We start from the raw sequence: 523 nt of genomic DNA, 5'->3' as shown, positions 1-523 counted from the left end.
GGACAGAACCAGTTAGGATTTTCAATCTTAAGAATTCATGTAGATGAAAATCGAAATAATTGGTATAAAGAGGTGGAGACTGCAAAGAGTGCGGTCAAACATGGAGCAATCGTTTTTGCTTCTCCTTGGAATCCTCCAAGTGATATGGTTGAGACCTTTAATCGTAATGGTGACACATCGGCTAAACGGTTGAAATACAACAAGTATGCAGCATACGCGCAGCATCTTAACGATTTTGTTACCTTCATGAAAAATAATGGTGTGAATCTTTATGCGATTTCGGTCCAAAACGAGCCTGATTACGCTCACGAGTGGACGTGGTGGACGCCGCAAGAAATACTTCGCTTTATGAGAGAAAACGCCGGCTCGATCAATGCCCGCGTCATTGCGCCTGAGTCATTTCAATACTTGAAGAATTTGTCGGACCCGATTTTGAACGATCCGCAGGCTCTTGCCAATATGGATATTCTCGGAACCCACCTGTACGGCACTCAGGTCAGCAATTCCCTTATCCTCTTTTCAA

Annotated in this window: 1 pseudogene; it reads left to right on the top strand. The window is 43.8% G+C overall.

What is annotated here, in order from left to right:
- Positions 1–523 (top strand): annotated as a pseudogene (xynC, locus tag ACWHAR_RS31865) (glucuronoarabinoxylan endo-1,4-beta-xylanase XynC); the annotation flags it as partial.

Source organism: Bacillus sp. LR--39 (genome assembly GCF_053613335.1).
This window is presented reverse-complemented; position numbering and strand designations above follow the sequence as displayed.